The organism is Streptosporangium pseudovulgare (genome assembly GCF_014648055.1).
GTDB lineage: Bacteria > Actinomycetota > Actinomycetes > Streptosporangiales > Streptosporangiaceae > Streptosporangium > Streptosporangium pseudovulgare.
This window is the reverse complement of record NZ_BMQJ01000005.1, coordinates 1-17,104: the sequence shown is the minus strand read 5'-3', so window position 1 is coordinate 17,104 and position 17,104 is coordinate 1. Positions and strand designations below refer to the sequence as shown.

The following is a 17,104-nucleotide window of genomic DNA, read 5'->3' as shown; positions in this document are numbered from 1 at the left end:
GAAAGAAACATCATGATCAAGCGCACCATCAGCATCGCCGCGGCCGGGGCCGCGCTCGCCCTGGGCCTCACGGCCTGCGGTTCGGGCGGCTCGGACGGCTCCTCCGCCGGCGGCTCGGGGGCGTCGGGCGGGGACATCAAGATCGGCATGTCGGTCTCCACCCTCAACAACCCCTACTTCGTCCAGCTCCGCAAGGGCGCCGAGGAGGAGGCGAAGAAGGAGGGCGTCGCGCTGACCGTCACCGACGCCCAGAACGACGCCTCCCAGCAGGTCAACCAGATCCAGAACTTCGCCGGCCAGAACATGAAGGCGATCGTCATCAACCCGGTCGACTCCGACGCCGCCGGGCCCGCGGTCAAGGCCGCGGAACGTTCCAAGATCCCGGTGATCGCCGCCGACCGCGGCGTCAACGGCGGCACCGTCGCGCAGACCGTGGCCTCCGACAACGTCGAGGGCGGCCGGCTCGCCGCGCAGGAACTGGCCAAGGAGATGGGCGAGAAGGGCAAGGTCGTCGTCCTGCAGGGCGTGCCCGGCACCTCCGCGGCCCGCGACCGGGGCCAGGGCTTCACCGAGGGCATCAAGGCGTTCCCGAACATCCAGGTGATCGCCCAGCAGCCGGCCGACTTCGACCGGACCAAGGGCCTGGACGTCATGACCAACCTCCTGCAGTCCAACCCCGGCATCACCGGCGTGTTCGCCCAGAACGACGAGATGGCCCTCGGCGCCGTCAAGGCGCTGGGCGCCAAGGCGGGCAAGGAGGTCAAGGTCATCGGCTTCGACGGCACCCCCGACGGCCTCAAGGCCGTCCAGGACGGCACGCTGAGCGCCACCGTCGCCCAGCAGCCGGCCCTCCTCGGCCAGCAGGCCGTCCAGGGCGCCGTCAAGGCCGCCAAGGGCGAGAAGGTGGAGGCCACGGTCGCCGTGCCCGTGAAGATCGTGAACAAGGACAACGTCGCAGAGTTCGCGGGCTCGTGATGAGCGGCCACACCACCGGATCTCCCCGGCCGGGGGCGGGCCCCGGCGGGCCGGCGTCGCCGTACGACGTGGTGGTCGTGGGATCGGTCAACGCCGACCTGGTGGTCCGCGTCGCCCGGCGGCCCGCGCCGGGCGAGACCGTGATCGGCTCGGAGCTCGCCACCCACCCCGGTGGCAAGGGCGCCAACCAGGCCGTCGCCGCGGCCCGGCTCGGCGCCCGGGTCGCCATCCTCGGCCGGGTCGGCTCCGACGGACACGGCGAGTTCCTGCGCGAGGCGCTGCGCGCCGACGGTGTGGACCTCGGCCACCTCATCGAGACGCCCGGCCCGAGCGGGGTCGCGCTGATCTCCGTGGGCTCCGACGGCGACAACAGCATCATCGTCTCGCCCGGCGCCAACGGGCGGCTGAGCGAGGACGACATCGCCGCCGCCGAAGAACTGCTGTCCTCGGCGCCGGTCGTCTGCCTGCAGCTGGAGAGCCCGCTGGCCACGGTGGTGGCGGCGGCGCGGGCCGCGGGCCGGGTGGTCTTCAACCTCTCGCCGCCGGCGGTGGTGCCGGACGAGCTGCTGGAGGCGTGCGACCCGCTCGTCGTCAACCAGCACGAGGCCGCGCTGCTCCTCGGCAGCCGCGACACCCCCGAACGGCAGGCACGGGAACTGCTGTCGCTCGGCCCCCGCTCGGTGGTCCTCACCCTCGGCGCCGACGGCGCGATCGTCGCCGACGCCGATGACGTCACCGTGGTGCCGAGTCCCAGGGTGGAGCCCGTGGACACCACCGGCGCCGGCGACGCGTTCACCGGGGCGCTGGCCTGGCGCCTGTCGCAGGGCGACCACCTGGTCGCCGCCACCTCGTTCGCGGTCCGGGTGGGCGCCGCGTCCGTGCGCCGGCACGGCGCGCAGAGCTCCTACCCCCGGATCGGGGACCTGGAGACGCTGTGAACCCGACGTCACCGCGTGCCCGGAGCCGTCGTAAGGGTGAGATCGCCGTACGGATGAGGTCACTGTGAAGGTGAAGTCGCGGTGGAAGCGCGGTCGCTGTGAAGGTGGGGTCGTGGTGAAGGCGGGGTCGTGGTGAAGCGCGCGGGAATCCTCAACGCGGCCCTGTCCGGCGCGCTCGCCCGCCTCGGCCACACCGACGAGGTGCTCGTCTGCGACGCCGGGATGCCGCTGCCGCGCGGGGTGGAGGTCGTCGACCTCGCCTTCCTGCCGGGAGTCCCGGCCTTCGCCGACGTGCTGGACGGCCTCCTCGCCGAGCTGGTCGTGGAGGGCGCCGTCGCGGCCGAGGAGGTCCGGGCGGCCAACCCCGCGTGCCACGCGCTGCTCGCCGGACGGCTTCCCGCCCTGGCGCACGTCCCGCACGAGCGGCTCAAGGAGCTGTCCCGCTCCGCCCGGCTGGTGGTGCGGACCGGCGAGGCGCGGCCGTACGCCAACGTGATCCTGCGCTGCGGCGTCGCGTTCTGAACCGCTGAACCGCTGAGCGGTTGAGCGGTTGGGTCGGCGGCCCGTGCAGTTCGTACGGCCGGCGCGGCCTGTGCGGTCCGCCCGGCCCGCCCGGCCCGTGCGGCTCGTACGCAGCCGTGCGGCTCGTGCGGTCCCTGCGGCCCGTGCCGAGCCGGGCTCGGCACGGGCCGCACGGAAGTCCCGGCCGTGCGGAAGGTGGATACGCTTTCCGGGTGGACATCGACGCGTTCGTCACCGCGCACCGCCCCTCCTGGGACCGCCTGGAACACCTGGTCCGGCGGCGCAGGTCACTGGACGGCGCCGAGATCGACGAACTCGTGGAGCTCTACCAGCGGACCGCCACCCACCTGTCGATCGTGCGTTCCGGTCCCACCGACCCGATCCTGGTGAGCCACCTGTCGTCGCTGGTCGCCCGGGCCCGCTCGGCGGTGACCGGCGCGCACGCCCCCGCCTGGCGGGAGTTCATCCGGTTCTTCACCGTCTCGTTCCCGGTGGTCGCCTACCGCGCCCGGTGGTGGTGGCTCGGCACCACCGCCGCGTTCCTCCTGGTCTCGACGGTCGTCGCGATCTGGGTGGCGGGGGACCCGGCCGTGCAGGCCGCGATCGGCACCCCGGAGGAGATCACCCGGCTCGTCGACCACGACTTCGCCGACTACTACTCCGAGCACCCCGCGGCCTCCTTCGCCGGGCAGGTCTGGGTCAACAACGCCTGGGTCTCGATGCAGGTCATCATCATGGCCGTGCTGCTCGGCCTGCCGATCCCGTACGTGCTGTGGCAGAACGCGCTGAACGTCGCGGTCTCCGCCGGGCTGATGGCCTCCCGCGGCAAGCTCGACATCTTCTTCGGCCTGATCACCCCGCACGGCCTGCTGGAGCTGACCGCGGTGTTCCTCGCCGCGGCCGTCGGCATGCGCCTGGGCTGGACGGTCATCGACCCCGGCCCCCGCAGACGCGGCGAGGCCCTCGCCGAGCAGGGCAGGGCCGTCATGAGCGTGGCCCTCGCGCTGGTCGTGGTGCTGCTGGTCTCCGGGCTCATCGAGGGGCTCGTCACCCCCTCGCCCCTGCCCACCTGGGCGCGGATCGGCATCGGGGTCGTCGCCGAGGCGGCCTTCCTCGCCTACGTGGTCTACTTCGGCCGCCGCGCCCTCCGCGCGGGCGAGACCGGCGACCTGGAACGCGCCCCCGACGTCACCCCCACCTCCGGCTGACAGCGGACCGGAGTACGGAGGACCGCGTGTCGGCCTGTGGCTGCGGGCGCACCCAGCGGCTATGACGACCGGCTACCGGCCCGTCACCAATGGTCATGACCAAAAGCTATCCATGATGATCCGGGGATGTCCGGCGTTTCGTGTCACCTGTTCCGGCGAGGCGGGTGTCAGAGGCGGCCGGCGGCCTTGAGGGCGAGGTAGGCGTCGGCGAGGGCCGGGGCGAGCTGTTCGGGGGCGGCGTCGACGACCTCGACGCCCTGGCGGCGCAGCCGGGCGGTGATCCGGCGCCGGTCGGCGCTCTGGCGCTCCGCCGCCGCCGCGTCGTACACCAGCTCGGGGGTGCCGCGCCCGGCGGCCATCGCCGCCACCTGCGGGTCGGACGCGGCCGCCAGCAGCACCAGGTGCCGGGAGGACAGCTGGGGGAGCACGGGCAGCAACCCCTCCTCCAGCGACGCTGCGTTGAGATCGGTCAGCAGGACGACCAGGCAGCGCCGCCTGGCGCGGGCCAGGACGGCCGCGACCATGTCGGCCGCGTCGGCCTCGACCAGTTCGGCCTCGATCGGCGCCATCGCGTTGACGAGCGACGACAGCAGCTCGGTACGGCCGGCCCCGGACACCCAGGCGCGCACCGACCGGTCGTGGGCCATGAAGTCCACCCGGTCGCCGGCCCGGGCGGCCAGCGCGGCCAGCAGCAGCGCCGCGTCCATCGACCAGTCGAGCCGGGGCCAGCCCGGCGCGGTCCCCGCGCCGCCCCGCCCGCCGGGAAGCCCCCCTGAAAGGCCGCCGGGAAGTACACCCGAAGGCCCGCCGAGCCCGGCCCCCCGGCCCGCGGAGGAGCGGTCCTCCTGGCCGGCGAGCGGGACCGGGGCGGTGCCGACCCGGCCGGCCGAGGTGCGCCCGGTGTCCAGGACGATCAGCACCCGCCGGTCGCGTTCGGGCCGCCAGGTGCGGACCACGACGTCGGAGCGGCGGGCGGTGGCCCGCCAGTCGATCGACCGCACGTCGTCGCCGGGCACGTACTCGCGCAGCGAGTCGAACTCGGTGCCCTGGCCCCTGACCATCGACGGGTGCGCGCCCTCCAGCTCCCTGAGCCTGGTCAGCTTGGCGGGCAGGTGCTTGCGGCTGAGGAACGGCGGCAGCACCCGCACCGACCACGGCACGCGGTGCGAGCCCTGGCGGGCCGCGATGCCCAGCGGGCCCAGCGACCGCACCGTGACGGCGGCGGCCTCCCGGTCGCCCCGGCGCACCGGGGTGAGCGTCAGCGTGAGGCGGCGGCGCTCTCCGGCCGGAACGTCCAGCGCGAAGCGCCGGGGGGCGGCTCCGGCCGAGGGCGGCCAGGCGTCCCGCAGCAGGCCCCGGACCCGCCGGCGGCCGGGGTTCTCCACGATCAGGTCGACCGTGGCGGTCTCGCCGAGCCGTACCAGGCGGTCACCGGAGCGGGTGAACCGCAGTGGGCGCACGCCCCCGGCCAGCAGCAGGTCCACCGCGACCAGCGCGGCCAGCAGCAGCGCCACCCCGGCCACGGCCGGTCCCGGCCGCGGCGCGAACAGCACGACCAGCGTGCCCAGCAGGGCCAGTAGCGCGGCCCGTCCCGTCAGTGCCATCGGATCACTCAGCGGGGGACGGGGACGGCGGCGAGGACGGCGTCGATCAGGCCGTCGGGGGACGCGCCCTCCAGTTCGGCCTCGGGGCGGAGCTGGACGCGGTGCCGCAGCGCCGGCCGGGCCAGCGCCTTGACGTCGTCCGGGGTCACGTAGGCGCGGCCGGACAGCCAGGCCCAGGCGCGGGCGCCGGCCAGCAGCGCGGTGGCGCCGCGCGGCGAGACGCCGAGCTGCAGCGACGGCGACTGCCGGGTGGCCCGGGCGATGTCCACGATGTAGCCGAGCACCTCGGGCCCGGCGTGCACCTGGCGGACCGCGGCGCGCCCGGCCTCCAGGTCGGCGGCGGTCGCCACCGGCCTGATGTGGGACAGGTCGCGCGGGTCGAAGCCGAGCGCGTGCCGCTCCAGCACCGCGACCTCCTGCTCGCGGGAGGGCAGCGGCACGGTCAGCTTGAGCATGAACCGGTCGAGCTGCGCCTCGGGGAGCTGGTAGGTGCCCTCGTACTCCACCGGGTTCTGGGTGGCGGCCACGATGAACGGCTCGGGCAGCCGTCGCGGTACGCCGTCCACGCTGACCTGCCGTTCCTCCATCGCCTCCAGCAGCGCCGCCTGCGTCTTGGGCGGGGTGCGGTTGATCTCGTCGGCGAGCAGCAGGTTGGTGAAGACCGGTCCGGGCCGGAACTCGAACTCCGAGGTCTTCGCGTCGTAGACCAGGGAGCCGGTGACGTCTCCGGGCATCAGGTCGGGGGTGAACTGCACCCGCTTGAAATCCAGCGACAGCGCCGCCGAGAGGGTTCGCACGAGCAGGGTCTTGGCGACCCCGGGCACGCCTTCGAGCAGCACGTGTCCCCGGCACAGCAGGGCGATCACCAGCCCGGTGACCACGGCGTCCTGGCCGACGACGCCCTTGGCGACCTCGGCGCGCAGCGCCCCCAGCGCCTCCCGGGCGGCGTCCGCGCCGCCGTTCGCACCGGTGGGCGCTCCAGTGGGCGCACCGGTGGCCGGGCCGGTGGGCGCTCCGGTGGACGTGCCGGGGGGCGTGCCGAGGGCCGCGCCGCCGTCCGCGCCGGGCGCGGGCCCGGCCGGTGTGCCGTTGTGCGGTGGCGTGGTCACGCGGCCTCCCCGGTCGGCACTGTCGGCACGGCCGACGCGGCCGGGCGCGCGGCGCCGCGTCCGGCGGCTCGCTGGTCACACACGTTCACGAATCTCTGACCTGCCTCTCCAACATGTCCAGATATGCGGCCAGGGCGACCAGCCCGGCGTCGTCGGCCGGCGGCGGGCCGTACAGGGCGGACGCCACCTGCGGCGCGGCCTGCCCGGTCCGCTCGGCGAGCGCGCTCACCCTGGCGTCCGGCCCGGCCGCCGACGGCAGCCCGAGCCGGGGGACGACCCGGTCGGCGAAGCCCTCGCGCAGGGCGGCGGCGGCGCGGTCGCGGGCCCGCCTGGCCCGGTACAGCCTGGCCCTGCCCTCGGCGGTCTCGGCGGCCCGTACCACCACGGGCAGGCGTTCGGCCACCACCGGGCCGAGCCGCCGGCCCCGCCAGAGCGCCAGCAGCACCACCGCCAGCGCGAGCTGCGCCACGGCCCACCTGACCCCCGGCGGGACGAGATCGTAGATGCCCTGCTCGCCGGGCTCCGCCGCCGCCTCCCCGGGAGGCGGCGGAACCAGCCAGACGAGCGTGGGCCTGGCGCCGGCGAGGTTCATCGCCAGCGCGGCGTTGCCGTCCTCGGCCAGGCGCAGGTTGGTCATGAAGTCGCCGTCGCCCACCGCGGTGATCGTCCGGTCACCGTCGCGGTAGCCGACCAGCGTCGGGTCGTCGCCGGCGGGGTAGCAGCCCGTCCCGCCCCGGGGGACGGCGAAGGTCGTCCCGCCCAGGTGGACGCTGCCCGCGGCGGCCGCGGCCGGCAGCGCGCAGCGGGGCTCGCGCGAGCGCGTCCGGGCCTCCCCGGTGGCGCGCAGGCCGGGGGCGAGCGTCCTCAGCCGCCGGTCGCCGCCGACCAGCAGCAGGTCACCCGGCGTCCCGGCCAGTCGCGAGGCGTCCCCGGCGGTGAGCGGGAAGGCGTCGGTGACCAGCAGCGTGCTGTCGGCGGTCGCGGCGGTCCGCGCCTCGGCGGCCGAGGTGACCCGCGCGATCCGCACGCCGCGGCCCTCCAGCAGCCGGGCGAGCGCCCCGGCGCCGGACAGCGAGGTGTCGTCGGGGTCGAGCCGCCGGTCCTGGCCGCCGGTGCCGCCGAGGAGCACGCCGGCGACGGCGGCGGCCACCACGATGAGGGCGACCAGCAGCGCACCCCGGCCGCCGCGCCACAGGCTCGCGGCGGTGGGGGAGACGGACGTCGAGCCGGTTCCGGGGGCGGCGGCGAGGCCCGCGGAGTTCATGGGGTCCGCGGGATTCATCGGGTTCGTCCCCGTGTGCCCGGCGCCTGCGGGGGTTTCCCCCCGCGCGCCCGTAGTGTCAGTGGTGTCGGTGATGTCAGCGGGGTTCATCGGGGTCCTCCCCACGCGCCCGCGCCGCCGGCCGGTTGCGCCGGGGCGGGGGCCGCGTCCGCCGGGCGCGCCGCGCGGAGCCGCTCGTCGAGGTCGCGCAGCGTCTCGTACGCCTCGGCCGTGCCCGGGGCCTCGCCGTACGTCACGTCGTCGAAGATCCGGGCCGCGGCGGCGAGCCCGGCGGCCAGGCCGGGCAGCGCGCGGCCGGCCTCGGCGGCCAGTTCGGCGGCGGTGCGGCCCGGGACGGGATCGACGATCGCGCGGTCCTCCAGGTCGCGGGCGACGGCCCGCAGCCGCTCGCGGACCGCCTCGGCCCAGTCGCCCCCGGCGGCCAGTCGCTCGGCGGCGGCGCGGTGCTCGGCCGCGGTGCGCCGGCCGTCGCCGAAGACCTCCTCGCGGCGGGCGGCGCGGCCCCCGGCGGTGCGCCGCGCGACCACGGCCAGCGCGACGACCGCGGCGACCACGAGGGCGACGAGCACCACCCGGACGGTCACGCTTCCCACGGTCCCGAGGGAGTCCTGGTCGGTGAGGTCGCCGATGAACTGGTTCACCGCCCGCACGGCGCGGTCGAACACCGACTCCCTGGCGTACCCGGCCCGGAGCAGCTCGCGGGCCGCCTCGCGGCGGGCCTCGTCACGGCCGACGTCGACCGGCGCGCCGAGGCCCGGGAGGGCCGGGAGGGTCAGGAGTGGGGCCACGAAGCTCCCTGCCCGGCCTGCGGGTACGGGCCCGGCGCGCCGGGTGCGGCGGACGGCAGCCACAGGTCGTCGGCCGACGCGTGCACCCAGCCCTGGCGCCGCTGCTCGATCGCGGCGGTCTGCAACACGAGGTCGAACGCCTCCGAACGCATCCGCCGGTCGGCGTAGAGCAGGCCGTTCACCCCGGCCAGGAACGGATAGGTGATCATCGCGCCGACGGTGCCGCCGATCGCGATCAGGACCGCCGTGGCGATCTGCGCGCCGGTCGAACCCTGGCCGCCGACGCTGATGAGGGCGGCGCCGAAGGTGAAGGGCACGGCGACCACGAAGGTGATCAGAAAGGTGATGATCCTGGTGAGGATCAGGATGCCGAGGGTGCGCCAGAAGCCGCCGTTCACCAGCAGCCAGGACCTGCGCATGGAGTCGAGGACCCCGCGCCGCTCCAGCACCGCGGCGGGCGCGGCGAGCGCCAGGCGGGTGGAGACGAACGCGGCGTAGGCGATGTAGCCGAGCACCGCCAGCGCCCCCGCCGCGACCGCCGTCCCAGGGCCGGCCCCGGCGCCCGCCAGCGCCACGACCACCACCGCGATCGCGACCACCGGCACGAGCAGGAGCAGCGCGTTGAGCGCCACCAGCCCGAACAGCGCGGGCATGCGGCCGCGGGACATCCGCCACGCCTCGCCCGCGGTCGTCCGGCCGCCGAAGACGGCCCGGCCCAGGATCCGGGTCAGCACGCCGGTGAGCAGCGTCACCACGACGAACTCCACGGCGGAGGAGACCAGCACGTCGCCGTACTGGCCGAGGAAGCCGGTCTCCCCGACGCCGTCCAGTGCGGAGGGGTCGTTCACGGCCGCGCCGACCTGGCCGAAGATGACCGCCTGGCCGATCGCGGTGGGGATCGCGCCGAGCACCGCGGCGATCGCCGAAAGACCCAGGACGGTCTTGGGGTTGGAACGGATCAGCCTGATCGCGCCGTCGAGGATGTCGCCGAGGCCGAGCGGGCGCAGCGGGATGATCCCGGGCCGCAGCGCGGGCGGCGGCGGGCGGTGGCCGTACGGCGGCTGCGGTCCCGGGCCGTACGGCGGCCGGGGTCCCGGGCCGGGGACGTACGGCCCGCCGGGGTGGGGCGGCCCGCCGTACGGTGCGGGGCCGTCCTGGACGGGTCCGGTGGGGGAGGCGGGCGGCGGCCCGGGCGCGGTCCACGGCGATCCCGGGGCTCCCTGGTAGGGCGGGGGCTGGTGGGCCGCCCAGCCGGAGGGCGTGTCGGGAGCGGGACCGTGACCGTCTGACATATCCCAATCCTGGCATGTCGTGGGTGCCGATTGTGATGGGCGGGACGACGGATCCGGGTTCCCGGCCCCCGGATCGGCCGGATCGCGGACAACCGAGACGCCGCAGGGATGGCCGAGACCGGGTTCTTTACTCCAGACTGGGGATGTCACCACCTCCGCTTGGCGTCCGGGGTGGCCGGGAACGGAGAGGGTGACACGGGGGCTGGGCCACGGCTTTGCCGTGCGTGGGCCTAAAATTCGCCTTCCGAATGCTTGACGTCAGTGCCTGTGCCACCCACTGGTCAGGCAAGGGTAATCTGCGGTAACCGTGCATTCACCCCAAAACTCCCAGACGGCGTAACGAATGAGGGGCCATGAAAGGACGCGTGCTGGTCGTCGACGACGACGCCGCTCTCGCCGAGATGCTCGGCATCGTCCTACGGGGAGAGGGCTTCGAGCCCTCCTTCGTTTCCGACGGCGACAAGGCGCTCGACGCGTTCCGTGACACCCGGCCGGATCTCGTACTGCTCGACCTGATGCTGCCGGGGGCCGACGGCATCGACGTCTGCCGCCGCATCCGCGCCGAGTCCGGCGTGCCGATCGTCATGCTGACGGCCAAGAGCGACACCATCGACGTGGTGCTCGGCCTGGAGTCCGGGGCCGACGACTACATCGTCAAGCCGTTCAAGCCCAAGGAGCTGGTGGCCCGGGTCCGCGCCCGGCTGCGCCGCACCGACGAGCCGACGCCGGAGATCCTGCAGATCGGCGACATCACCATCGACGTGGCGGGCCACTCGGTCAAGCGCGGCGAGGAGACGATAAACCTCACGCCGCTGGAGTTCGACCTGCTCGTCGCGCTGGCCCGCAAGCCGCGCCAGGTCTTCACCCGCGAGGTCCTGCTGGAGCAGGTGTGGGGCTACCGCCACGCGGCCGACACCCGCCTGGTCAACGTGCACGTCCAGCGGCTCCGGGCGAAGATCGAGAAGGACCCCGAGCACCCGGAGATCGTGGTGACGGTCCGCGGAGTGGGCTACAAGGCCGGCCCTGCCTGAAGACCCGTCGCGGCCTCCCCGGGATCCCGACATGCCTTCCAGTAAGCGCCTCCGCACCCCGCGCCGGGTGGCGCGGGGACTCCGCCGCCGGGCCCGATGGCTGGCCGGCTGGGTGCGCCGTGTCTTCTGGCGTTCCCTCCAGCTCCGCGTGGTCACCAGCACGATGGTGATCTCCATCGCGGTGGTCGCCGTACTGGGGGTCTTCCTCATGCAGCAGATCGTCGCGACCACGCTGGAGTCCCGGGAGCGCGCGGCCAGGAGCGAGGCGCAGGCCGACCGGAAGGCCGTGCTGGGTTACCTGAAGAACCAGCCCGGCGGCGAGACGTCCAAGCAGCAGGCCGACATGGCGGGGGCGCTCCAGGCGGGCGGGGACAGCCCGCTCGGCCAGGCGATCGTGGCGCTGGCGGGCCGGGCCGGCGCCGTGCCCCGCTACTCGGTGGTCATCCGCAACGACAACCGGCCCGGCGAGTTCTACGTCACCACCAACATCGACCCGGTGAGCATCCCCGAGAGGCTCCGCGCCGACGTGCTGAAGAAGCAGCCCGAGGAGGTCACCACCTACTACGGCAGGCTGTACTACGAGGGCGGCGACTCGCGGCCCGGCATGATCCTCGGCACCCGCCTCGACACCTCCGGAACACCCCTGGACAGCGGCTACGAGATCTACCACCTCGTCCCGCTGGACCAGGAGGAGAAGACCCTCACCTCGGTCCTGCGGATGCTCATCCTGGTCGGGGTCGCCCTGGTGCTCCTGCTGGCCGCCATCGCCTCCCTGGTCACCCGCCAGGTGGTCATCCCGGTACGGCTGGCCCGCCAGGCCGCCGAACGGCTGGCCGCAGGACGCCTGGACGAGCGGCTCAAGGTCCGCGGCGAGGACGACCTGGCCCGGCTGGCCGCCTCCTTCAACGAGATGGCCGCCAACCTGGCGCTGAAGATCCACCAGCTGGAGGAGCTGTCGCAGGTGCAGCGGCAGTTCGTCTCCGACGTCTCGCACGAGCTGCGCACCCCGCTGACCACCGTGCGGATGGCCGCCGACCTGCTCTACGACGCCCGGGAGGACTTCGACCCGATGGTCGCCCGGTCGGCCGAGCTGATGCAGAACCAGCTCAACCGGTTCGAGACGATGCTCGCCGACCTGCTGGAGATCAGCCGCTACGACGCGGGCGCGGCCGAGCTGGACATCGAGCCGGTCGACGTCAGAGACGTGGTGCTGAGCGCCGTCGGCGACTCCGAGGCACTGGCCGAGCGCCACTCCACCCGCTTCGACCTGCGGCTGCCCGGCGAGCCCTGCATGGCCGAGATGGACCGCCGGCGGGTCGAGCGCGTCCTGCGCAACCTGCTGTTCAACGCGATCGAGCACGGTGAGGGCCGCGACATCATCGTCACGGTCGGCGCCGACCGTGACGCGGTGGCGGTGGCCGTGCGCGACCACGGCGTGGGCCTGAAACCGGGTGAGGAGAACATGGTCTTCGACCGGTTCTGGCGGGCCGACCCCTCGCGGGCGCGCACGATCGGCGGCACCGGCCTGGGGCTGGCGATCTCCCGCGAGGACGCGATGCTGCACGGCGGCTGGCTCCAGGCGTGGGGCGCGCCGGGCGAGGGGTCGCAGTTCCGGCTGTCGCTGCCCAGGACGGCCGGGTCGCCGCTGCGCGGGTCGCCATTGCCGCTGGTCCCGCCGGAGGTGGAGATGCGCCGGACGTGGCGGGCGCACATGACGCCGGTGCTGTCGCCGGCGACGGCCGACGGGGGACGCGATGCGGACTGAGACCGTGTTCCACGGAACGGAACGGCCCGCCCCCTCCGGGCGGCTGGCCCGCACCGGGCGGCGCATGGGTGCGGTGAGCCTGGTCATGGCGCTGAGCTGCGTGTCCGCCGCCTGCTCGGTCATCCCGGTCGGGGGCCGGTCGGCCGTCGTGGACGACGTGCGCAAGGGCAACCCGCTGGGGGACCCGTACGCGCGGGTCATCGCCGTGCCTCCGGAGGCCGGCTGGACGCCCGAGCAGGTCGTCGCCGGCTTCCGCGCCGCGATGGCCAGCGTCGACGACCGCGACCGCGGCATCGCGCGCAGGTATCTCACCGACGACTTCGCCCGCAAGTGGAACCCGCAGAGCGGGGTGACGGTCTACAAGCAGGGCGAGGTCCAGCCCCCGCCCGAGCAGGGCGACGGCACCGCCCGGGTCGTCCTGAAGGGGACCCTCACCGCGATCATCGACCAGGACGGCCGCTACCGGCCGACCGGCGGCCCGCTGAACGAGCCGTTCAGCCTGGTCAAGGGGCCGAGCGGGTGGCGGATCAACGCGGCGCCCGACGGGCTGCTGCTGTCGGAGGCCGACGTCGAGCGCGCCTACCTCAAGGCGAATCTGTACTTCCTGGACTCGGCGTGGAAGGGGCTGGTGGTCGACCAGGTCCGCGTGCCGATCGACCCCACCGCCAACTTCGCCAAGACGATCGTCCAGCGGCTGCTGAAGGGGCCGAGCAGCCTGCTCAAGGGCGCGGTGAACACCGCCTTCAAGCCCGGCACGCAGCTCCTCGGCGTCGACACCCAGGACGACCGCGTGGTCATCAACCTGTCCAAGCCGGTCGACTCCGACCTGATCGGCCCGATGTCGGCCCAGATCGCCGGGACGCTCGCCGAGCTGACCAGGGGCGGCTGGGACTTCGAGATACGGGTGAAGGGCGAGCCGTACTACTCCGACAGCCTGCTGCCGATCGACGCCCAGGAGCACATCGACTTCGACACCTGGATGACCCCCGGCGACGTCCACCCCTACTTCCTCGCCGACGGCGCGCTGCGCACGCTGGGCCGGGACAACGTCGGCCAGCCGGTGCCGGGCCAGGCGGGGGAGAAGGACGGCGCCCGCACCCGTCCGGCGGTCAGCGACCAGTGGCAGGTGGCGGCGCTGTCGGCCGGCGAGCGGGAGATCGCGGTCACCCCGATGACCCCCGGCGGCCAGTGGCGGCCCTGGGTCGCCGGCACCTCCCTGACCCCGCCCTCCTGGGACCGCTACCACACCCTGTGGACCGTCGACCGGCTCGACGACCACACCTCGAAGGTGCTGCGGCACGACGGCAGGAAGCAGTACGACGTCTCCGCCCCCGACCTGGAGACGGTCCGCGTCGAGGCGCTCCGGATCGCCCGCGACGGGGTGCACGTCGCGGCGGTGGTGCGGAGCGGCACCGAGGAGGAGGTGAAGATCGGCACGGTCATCGGCCAGGGGGCCGCCACCAAGATCACCAACCTGCACCCGGTGGTGAACGTCGAGCCGAACCAGACCGTCAAGGACATCGCCTGGAAGGACGGCACGACCCTCTACGTGCTCACCGGCAAGTCCGAGCTGCTGGAGGCGTCCGTCGTCGCCGAGCCCAAGCAGCTGCCGTCCAACCCGCAGATCCAGAGCATCACCGCGCTGAACGGCTCCCTGCTGGCCGGGGCGAAGGACGACGACGGCAACTGGCAGCTGCTGTCCTGGAACCGCAACTCGGCCCAGTGGGAGGCCGTGGTGAAGAACGAGAACGGCTCCACCTCCTTCACCAAGGACGGCCCCTCCTACCCCGCCTACCCGCTGGGCTGAGCCGATGGCGCGTGCTCACGGGCGTTTCTGTCGGTGGCGCGTGAAACCGTGGGCACGTGTCGACCGCTCTGCTCGATCTGGTCCTGCCGCCGCGCTGCGCCGGGTGTGACGCCCCGGGCGCCCTCGTCTGCCCCCGCTGTACGGCGGAGCTGCACGGCGAGCCCGCGCGCCGGATGCCCGGCCCCTGCCCGCCCGGCCTGCCCGAGTGCTGGTCGGCCGCCGAATACGCCGGCGGCCCGCGGCGGACGATCCTCGCCTACAAGGAGCACGGCCGTACGGCGCTCGCCCATCCGCTGGCCGGCGCCCTGGCGCTGACGGTGGCCGCGGCGGCGGGTGAGCGGCCCGTCATCCTCGTCCCGGTGCCCAGCGCCCGTCCCGCGCTGCGGCGGCGCGGGCACGACCCGGTGACCGGGCTCGCCGAGCTGGCCGCCGGATACCTCCGCGCGGCGGGATGGCCGGCGACCGTCGCCCGGGTCCTCACCCAGCGCCGCCGGGTCGCCGACCAGGCGGGCCTGAGCGCCCGCCGGCGCGCCGAGAACCTCGCCGGGGCCTTCCGGGTCGCCGCGGGCCACAACCGCGCCCGGCTCGGCTTCTGGGCCGGGAGAGGGGCCGTCGTGCTGGTGGACGACGTCCTCACCACCGGCGCGACGCTCGCCGAGGCGGCCCGGGCGCTGCGCGAGGCGGGCACGGAGGTCCCGCTGGCCGCCACGGTCGCCGCGACACGCCGAACGGACGGATTCCGGAACCATCACGGTAAGTAATGTAACGGCCGGAAAACGGTCCCGTCCGGCGGTGGTGCCCGCCTGTCCGGATCGGCTCCGCGCGACCCTCCGGGGGCACTGAGAAGCGGGCACGTGCCGGAGCCACCCGGCGAAACGGCCGCCCTCCACCCGCTCGGGCGCGTTTAAGATCACGCAAAGTGACCGGCAAAGGCGGGGCCAAGCTGACATTCGGCCGCGATGCGGATAGCGTCTGAACATGGCACCCGCCCGGGTCCGTGGTTGCGCCGGACCGGCTCCCGCGAGGAGACCGGCCCGGTTAGCCGATGCCAGCCGCAGGCTAAACGGTCCACGTAAGACGACTTTTCGTCGATCGATCACGGTGCGGCTTAGAGGTAAGTCCTGCCTTCCCGGGGAGCCAGATGTTCCTCGCCAGAAGAGAAGGGCAGTAGTGGCAAAGAGCTGCGAGACCCTCAGCAGGCGGATGTGGGGACGAAGACCAGGTCGGCCGGGTGGGTGCCGCCGCTCAACGCCGTCGAAGGTTTCGAAGGGGGGCTGTGCATGGACATCATCGTCAAGGGCCGTCACACGGGAGTGAGTGACCGGTTCCGAGACCACGTGACCGCCAAGCTGGCCAAGATCGAGCGTCTGGACAACAAACTCATCCGCATCGATGTGGAGGTCTCCAAGGAGACGAACCCGCGCATCAACGGCCCGCGGGAGCGGGTCGAGCTCACCATCCACTCCCGGGGACCCGCCATCCGCGCCGAGGCCTCGGCAGACGACCGTTTCTCCGCCCTCGACATCGCGCTCGGGAAGCTCGAAGGCAGGCTCCGGCGCCTCGCCGACCGGCGCAAGGTCCACTACGGCAACCACTGCCCCCCCTCGGTGGCCGAGCTGACCGCCGCCGCGCTCGCCGAGTCCTTCGAGATCGACCCCGCCGGGGTCCGCGTCGAGCCCGCGACCGTCGGCGGTTCCGGCGACGAGTACCGCTTCGAGCCCGAGCCCGCGGCGGAGGCCGGCGACCTCTCCGAGGACAGCGCGATCGTCCCGATCCAGATGGACGGCGACGGGCCGCTCGTCGTCCGGGAGAAGACCCACAAAGCCGATCCGATGACCATCGACCAGGCACTGCTGGAGATGGAGCTGGTCGGCCACGACTTCTATCTCTTCCGGGACAAGGAGAGCGGCCTGCCGAGCGTCGTCTACCGGCGGCGAGGTTACAACTACGGAGTGTTGCGGCTCGTCGAACCCTGACGAACCCGTACGAAGATCCTCTCCGACCACCCCGAGGACCTGAAACCGTGTAATCATGGCGGTCCAACGGCTCTGGCCCCCCGAGGAGGAGGCGTGACGGAATCCGATGAGACGACCCGCGCTGCCAGGAGCGGTGACCCGATCCGCGTGCTGATCGTCGACGATCACGCGTTGATCCGCCGCAGCCTGGAGATGGCGCTGGCCGCGGAGACGGACATCGAGGTGGTCGGCGAGGCGAGCGATGGACAGGAGGCGGTCGAGCTCGCCGACCGCCTCACCCCGGACGTCGTGCTCATGGACGTCCGGATGCCCCGCAGGAGCGGCATCGAGGCCACACGCGAGATCAAGGCCTCGGTGCCGAGCACGCGGATCATCATGTTGACGGTGAGCGACGAGGAGGAGGACCTCTTCGAGGCGATCAAGGCGGGGGCCACCGGCTACCTGCTGAAGAACGTGCAGCTCGACGAGGTGCCCGAGGCCGTCCGCGGCGTCCACGAAGGGCAGTCGCTGATCAACCCGGCGATGGCCGCCAAGCTCATCACCGAGTTCGCGAACATGAGCCGCAAGGAGGCCGAGCGGCCTCCCCAGCTCCCGGTCCCGCGCCTGACGGACCGCGAGATGGAGGTGCTGCGCCTGGTCGCGAAGGGGATGAACAACCGCGAGATCGCCAAGCAGCTGTTCATCGCCGAGAACACCGTGAAGAACCACGTCCGCAACATCCTGGACAAGCTCCAGCTCCACTCCCGGATGGAGGCGGTGGTCTACGCGGTCCGCGAGCGGATGCTCGAGATCACCTGATCGGCGGGC

The 17,104-nt window shown here is 73.6% G+C and carries 15 protein-coding genes; 10 read left to right on the top strand and 5 right to left on the bottom strand.

Annotation, left to right across the window (positions count from 1 at the left end):
- Positions 1-12 precede the first annotated feature (12 nt).
- The 4 genes from IEZ10_RS40275 (at position 13) to IEZ10_RS11895 (ending at position 3,643) form a co-directional block, all read left to right on the top strand.
- On the top strand, positions 13-975 hold the full coding sequence (locus tag IEZ10_RS40275) for a D-ribose ABC transporter substrate-binding protein (protein WP_281395031.1): 963 nt from the start codon (positions 13-15) through the stop codon (positions 973-975).
- Positions 975-1,913: a ribokinase gene (locus IEZ10_RS11905; protein ID WP_189246579.1), complete on the top strand. Its 939-nt coding sequence runs from the start codon at positions 975-977 to the stop codon at positions 1,911-1,913. The genes IEZ10_RS40275 and IEZ10_RS11905 overlap by 1 nt, the downstream gene beginning before the upstream one ends.
- A gap of 132 nt (positions 1,914-2,045) precedes the next feature.
- The gene (gene rbsD / locus IEZ10_RS11900; protein ID WP_189246836.1) at positions 2,046-2,435 is read left to right on the top strand and encodes a D-ribose pyranase; all 390 of its coding nucleotides are present in this window, start codon (positions 2,046-2,048) and stop codon (positions 2,433-2,435) included.
- A gap of 212 nt (positions 2,436-2,647) precedes the next feature.
- Positions 2,648-3,643, top strand: coding sequence for a stage II sporulation protein M (locus tag IEZ10_RS11895; protein WP_189246578.1), 996 nt, complete (start codon positions 2,648-2,650; stop codon positions 3,641-3,643).
- 167 nt (positions 3,644-3,810) lie between these two features.
- Here IEZ10_RS11895 and IEZ10_RS11890 read toward each other — a convergent pair whose 3' ends face one another.
- The 5 genes from IEZ10_RS11890 to IEZ10_RS39890 form a co-directional block, all read right to left on the bottom strand.
- Entirely contained in the window at positions 3,811-5,247 is a 1,437-nt protein-coding gene (locus IEZ10_RS11890) for a DUF58 domain-containing protein (protein WP_189246577.1), read from the bottom strand.
- 8 nt (positions 5,248-5,255) lie between these two features.
- The gene (locus IEZ10_RS11885; RefSeq protein ID WP_189246835.1) at positions 5,256-6,179 is read right to left on the bottom strand and encodes an AAA family ATPase; all 924 of its coding nucleotides are present in this window, start codon (positions 6,177-6,179) and stop codon (positions 5,256-5,258) included.
- Between the two features lie 262 nt (positions 6,180-6,441).
- Positions 6,442-7,620 carry a DUF4350 domain-containing protein gene (locus tag IEZ10_RS11880; RefSeq protein WP_189246576.1) on the bottom strand — a complete coding sequence of 393 codons (1,179 nt, stop codon included), beginning with the start codon at positions 7,618-7,620 and terminating at the stop codon, positions 6,442-6,444.
- Positions 7,621-7,724: 104 nt separating this feature from the next.
- A complete protein-coding gene (locus tag IEZ10_RS11875) occupies positions 7,725-8,426 on the bottom strand; it encodes a DUF4129 domain-containing protein (RefSeq protein ID WP_189246575.1) in 702 nt (233 codons plus the stop codon).
- Positions 8,411-9,718: a glycerophosphoryl diester phosphodiesterase membrane domain-containing protein gene (locus tag IEZ10_RS39890; RefSeq protein ID WP_189246574.1), complete on the bottom strand. Its 1,308-nt coding sequence runs from the start codon at positions 9,716-9,718 to the stop codon at positions 8,411-8,413. The genes IEZ10_RS11875 and IEZ10_RS39890 overlap by 16 nt, the downstream gene beginning before the upstream one ends.
- A gap of 353 nt (positions 9,719-10,071) precedes the next feature.
- On the opposite strand from IEZ10_RS39890, the gene mtrA reads away from it, so the two are divergent.
- The 6 genes from mtrA (at position 10,072) to IEZ10_RS11840 (ending at position 17,095) form a co-directional block, all read left to right on the top strand.
- A complete protein-coding gene (gene mtrA / locus IEZ10_RS11865) occupies positions 10,072-10,749 on the top strand; it encodes an MtrAB system response regulator MtrA (protein ID WP_030509347.1) in 678 nt (225 codons plus the stop codon).
- A 31-nt stretch (positions 10,750-10,780) separates the two neighbouring features.
- Positions 10,781-12,514 (top strand): MtrAB system histidine kinase MtrB, encoded by a 1,734-nt coding sequence (gene mtrB, locus IEZ10_RS11860; protein ID WP_189246573.1) that lies wholly within the window; start codon positions 10,781-10,783, stop codon positions 12,512-12,514.
- Entirely contained in the window at positions 12,504-14,321 is a 1,818-nt protein-coding gene (locus tag IEZ10_RS11855) for an LpqB family beta-propeller domain-containing protein (protein WP_189246572.1), read from the top strand. Before mtrB ends, IEZ10_RS11855 begins: the two co-directional genes overlap by 11 nt.
- A 56-nt stretch (positions 14,322-14,377) precedes the next feature.
- Positions 14,378-15,082 carry a ComF family protein gene (locus tag IEZ10_RS11850; protein ID WP_189246571.1) on the top strand — a complete coding sequence of 235 codons (705 nt, stop codon included), beginning with the start codon at positions 14,378-14,380 and terminating at the stop codon, positions 15,080-15,082.
- Between the two features lie 519 nt (positions 15,083-15,601).
- Complete coding sequence (gene hpf / locus IEZ10_RS11845; protein ID WP_179819417.1) at positions 15,602-16,297, top strand: ribosome hibernation-promoting factor, HPF/YfiA family; 696 nt, start codon at positions 15,602-15,604, stop codon at positions 16,295-16,297.
- 93 nt (positions 16,298-16,390) lie between these two features.
- On the top strand, positions 16,391-17,095 hold the full coding sequence (locus IEZ10_RS11840; RefSeq protein ID WP_179819416.1) for a response regulator: 705 nt from the start codon (positions 16,391-16,393) through the stop codon (positions 17,093-17,095).
- Positions 17,096-17,104: the final 9 nt, after the last annotated feature.

Excerpts from the sequence above, each read along its gene's own strand:
- IEZ10_RS40275 (WP_281395031.1), top strand. The coding sequence starts at position 13 with ATGATCAAGCGCACCATCAGCATCGCCGCGGCCGGGGCCGCGCTCGCC.
- IEZ10_RS11855 (WP_189246572.1), top strand. The coding sequence starts at position 12,504 with ATGCGGACTGAGACCGTGTTCCACGGAACGGAACGGCCCGCCCCCTCC.
- mtrA (WP_030509347.1), top strand. The coding sequence starts at position 10,072 with ATGAAAGGACGCGTGCTGGTCGTCGACGACGACGCCGCTCTCGCCGAG.
- IEZ10_RS11905 (WP_189246579.1), top strand. The coding sequence starts at position 975 with ATGAGCGGCCACACCACCGGATCTCCCCGGCCGGGGGCGGGCCCCGGC.
- hpf (WP_179819417.1), top strand. The coding sequence starts at position 15,602 with ATGGACATCATCGTCAAGGGCCGTCACACGGGAGTGAGTGACCGGTTC.
- mtrB (WP_189246573.1), top strand. The coding sequence starts at position 10,781 with ATGCCTTCCAGTAAGCGCCTCCGCACCCCGCGCCGGGTGGCGCGGGGA.
- IEZ10_RS11880 (WP_189246576.1), bottom strand. The coding sequence starts at position 7,620 with ATGAACTCCGCGGGCCTCGCCGCCGCCCCCGGAACCGGCTCGACGTCC.
- IEZ10_RS39890 (WP_189246574.1), bottom strand. The coding sequence starts at position 9,718 with ATGTCAGACGGTCACGGTCCCGCTCCCGACACGCCCTCCGGCTGGGCG.
- IEZ10_RS11890 (WP_189246577.1), bottom strand. The coding sequence starts at position 5,247 with ATGGCACTGACGGGACGGGCCGCGCTACTGGCCCTGCTGGGCACGCTG.